General features: G+C 55.8%; 3 protein-coding genes. 1 reads left to right on the top strand and 2 read right to left on the bottom strand.

The features are described from left to right. Window positions 1–59 precede the first annotated feature (59 nt). Window positions 60–788, top strand: a complete 729-nt coding sequence (locus CO655_RS32890; RefSeq protein ID WP_051679592.1) for a carbonic anhydrase — start codon at window positions 60–62, stop codon at window positions 786–788. Between the two features lie 607 nt (window positions 789–1,395). Here CO655_RS32890 and CO655_RS32885 read toward each other — a convergent pair. Beyond that, window positions 1,396–2,328: a cation transporter gene (locus CO655_RS32885; protein WP_008536567.1), complete on the bottom strand. Its 933-nt coding sequence runs from the start codon at window positions 2,326–2,328 to the stop codon at window positions 1,396–1,398. A 221-nt stretch (window positions 2,329–2,549) separates the two neighbouring features. Beyond that, complete coding sequence (locus tag CO655_RS34840; protein ID WP_196411598.1) at window positions 2,550–2,702, bottom strand: IS66 family transposase zinc-finger binding domain-containing protein; 153 nt, start codon at window positions 2,700–2,702, stop codon at window positions 2,550–2,552. Between the last annotated feature and the right edge of the window lie 616 nt (window positions 2,703–3,318).

The raw sequence follows: 3,318 nt of genomic DNA, 5'->3' as shown, positions 1-3,318 counted from the left end.
TTGCAGAGATCCGGACATTCCAACTTCACCGCCACAGATATTGCAAAAGGACCGATACCATGTGCTTTGAATGCAATTCCTCCCCACTCAGCCGTCGCTCCCTGCTGAAATTTGCCGGCATCGGAGGCGTGGCCGTCATGACTGCAGGCTTTGACATGACCATGCCGGCATTCGCCTCGAACGCTCCCGCCCTCCTGCCGGATGAAGCACTGGCAAAACTCCAGGAAGGCAACAAGAAATTCGTCGCCGACACGGAAGCCTGCGCCGCCAATATTTCCAAGCGCCGGCAGGACGTCGCCAAGAGCCAGGCACCTTGGGCGATCGTGCTGACCTGTTCCGACAGCCGTGTCGTGCCGGAACTTGTATTCGGCGGCGTGACGCTCGGCGAACTCTTCGTCGCCCGCAATGCCGGAAACGTGGTCGACACCGATGTGCTCGGCACGATCGAATATGGCACCGAACATCTGCATGCGCCGCTGATCGTCGTCATGGGCCACAAGCGTTGCGGGGCGGTCTCCGCCGCCTGCGAGGTCGTGTCCAAGGGCACCAAGCTCGATGGCTCAATCGGCAAGATGACCCAGCCGATCCTGCCCGTGGCTTTGGCGGAGACCGATCGCGGCGACAATTTTGTCGACAAGACCGTCCATGCCAATGCCTTCAACGGCGCCGAGCGCATCCTCACCGAAAGTGCGATTGTTTCTCGCCTGGTCGAGGAAGGCAAGGTGAAGATCGTGCCCGCCTATTATGATCTCGATACCGGCGTGGTCGATTTTCTGCACAAGGTCTGACCTACGAGGCGACTTCATGTTGCCGACGGCTATCCGCGGGCGCCTCGTCGCGTTCGCGGAACCATAGTCGCTGATGACCCTTGCCGCCCGCAGCATCACCCGGCGGGTTACGCGGGCCGGAGCTGAGGTCGCGAGCTGGCTGCCTGGGCGACGCTCTTGTGGAAATTTCCGACCATACGCCTGCGCAACTTGGTGAGCTCAATCGACAGGTCCGACAGCTGCGCGATGACATCTATCGGAACCTGGGTAGCTGGGCCGCGCCCTCCTGAGCCAGTACAAGGACATAGGCGTCGCTCGTTTCAAAGAACGCGAGACAATCGGCCTCCGGCAGGATCTCAACAAGATCAAGACGGCGAAACCGCCTGTGGAGCTTGAACGCAAAGGCGCGATCTGGGTTCAGCCAACCCTATTCGCTGAATCGAGTATCGCGCCTGGAGGCATAACGGAAAACTACGGCATCGAAACTGGCCGCATTGATCGAAGATTGGTACGAACCGTGAAATTGACGCATGGTGGCTGGAAAAAACGCCGAGCTATGCATCCGGTTCGAGGATCACGCCCGTTATGGAATGCCTGCGATACAGGGCTCCAAATTCGGTTCAAAATCCTAATCCGCCCACTCAGGATCGGTTGTAAAGGCGATGGTGAGCCGACGACTCGGACCCTCGTTACCAATCGCGAGCCCGATTTCGTCACGGATCTTATCCCATTCCTGCAATTTCCTCGCCGGGAGGTCCTCTGAGACAACGAAATGTAGCTCGATTTGCCGGCCTCGGCCGACCCGGGCCACATAAGCCCGGTGGGATATGAATCCATGTCGTTCGATGATTGTTTTGGCGACCGCGTCAACTTGTTGTTTGAGATCTAATGGCGTAACAAGCAGTATGTCGGCGAGCGCTCGCCGAACCGTGCCCGCCGGAATGGGAATGATCACAATGCAGATTAATGCCAGCGCGACCGGGTCAATAAACGGCGAGATCCATTCGTAAGAAGACCCCTGAATTAAATATCCGATGGCAAACGCGACGAGTAACCCGATCGTTAGCCCGGCGGACATCAGCCAAGCTTTCGTATCCAGGGCAACGAAATCAGATTTGATCTTACGATTAGCTCGATCACCAATAACCCCCATGGTGGCTGTCACACCGAGTGTTACGACGGCGTAGACGATCGCTTGACTAAAGTTGAGCGGACGTCCCCCATGCAAAATGCTGCCGATTGCGTTGACAAGTGCGTAAACAGCCGACCCGGTTATGAGAATGCCGTTGAGAGCCAAGACTATGGGCTCAAGATGCCAGAACCCCATCGTGAAATGCTCGATAAGTTTTCCTTTGCTGGAGGGCGCTTCGGATGACGCGATGAGCTTTGTAACAAGCAGAGCTACGACAGTCATAGCAGCGTCCGTCAATGCGTAGACACCATCGAATATGATTGCGAACGAACCTGAAATGATCCCGAACAAAATGCCGATGCAGGCAAGGAGGATGGTAACGGCAATTGAAACGCAGAGAAGCCCCTGCTCCGTTCTCATGAAATTCATAGGCTCAGCCTTATAACTTACGTTTCTTTATGGTCCTCTGGACGCGGTACAGACCATCCAATTCAGCTACTGAAGCGAGCACATCCACTTTTGGATCAAGGTACCTTTTTAAATTCAAATGCTGACCTCTCCTGTCCAGTGGGCTCGCATGAGCGTCTTTCACATACCTGGCCACAAGACAAAATCGCCTCGCTGTGTTCTGGCAGTGCGGCCTCGACTATCTAAACAAGGGCCAATTTTGCTTTGCAGGTAAAGCGGGGCTGGACATGATGCACGACACGGAAGGACGCATGAACATAGTCCAGCACTTCGCTGACGGTCTCGCCGCCGCGAATGAAGTCGGAGCCACCACAGATAGGGCATGAGCAGGCCACCTGTTACACGTCATCATGGCACGGCCGAGGTTGCAGAGCTTGCGCGGCGATAGGGCTCTCGACGCATCCACGTAATCCGGCAGGTTCGAATTCCGTTGACTCATGGTTGGATCTGATTTGATGAGAGGCGTTCCAAAGAACGCCGAGGTTTTCGCCCTCATGATAGGCTGTGGCTGACACCACGTTCTAGTCTAGCGATGATCGGATCGTCTAGCCCTTTGGCGACTCCTGCAATTACGGCTGGATTGCCAGATGGAAAAGAGCAGGCTTGCGATATACGCCCACTGAAGAAGCAACAAACTAGCCACCATTGCAACGATGACTTCGTGGATGGAATGCCAGACGAAGTAACTCGTTAGTGCCTTCGCCCAGACGACGAGCAGCAGGAGGCCGCAAAAGATTGTGAAACGCAACACCGTTCTCCTAATTTGTTCGCGAGATTGCGCAGCAATGTCGTCTGCGGCAACGAGAGTCTGGCAGTTCTTCAGGCGGCAACCGCCGCGTGGTTGAGAGCCATGATCATGCCAGTGAGCTCACCATCGAACTCTCGTTCTGGCCATTGCAAATGCTGAGATTTTGGCAGCGGCGGCGCGGGACTGCAGCTTGCGGACCTTCT

The organism is Rhizobium sp. M1, assembly GCF_002531805.1.
Lineage (GTDB): Bacteria > Pseudomonadota > Alphaproteobacteria > Rhizobiales > Rhizobiaceae > Rhizobium > Rhizobium etli_C.
This window is presented reverse-complemented; position numbering and strand designations above follow the sequence as displayed.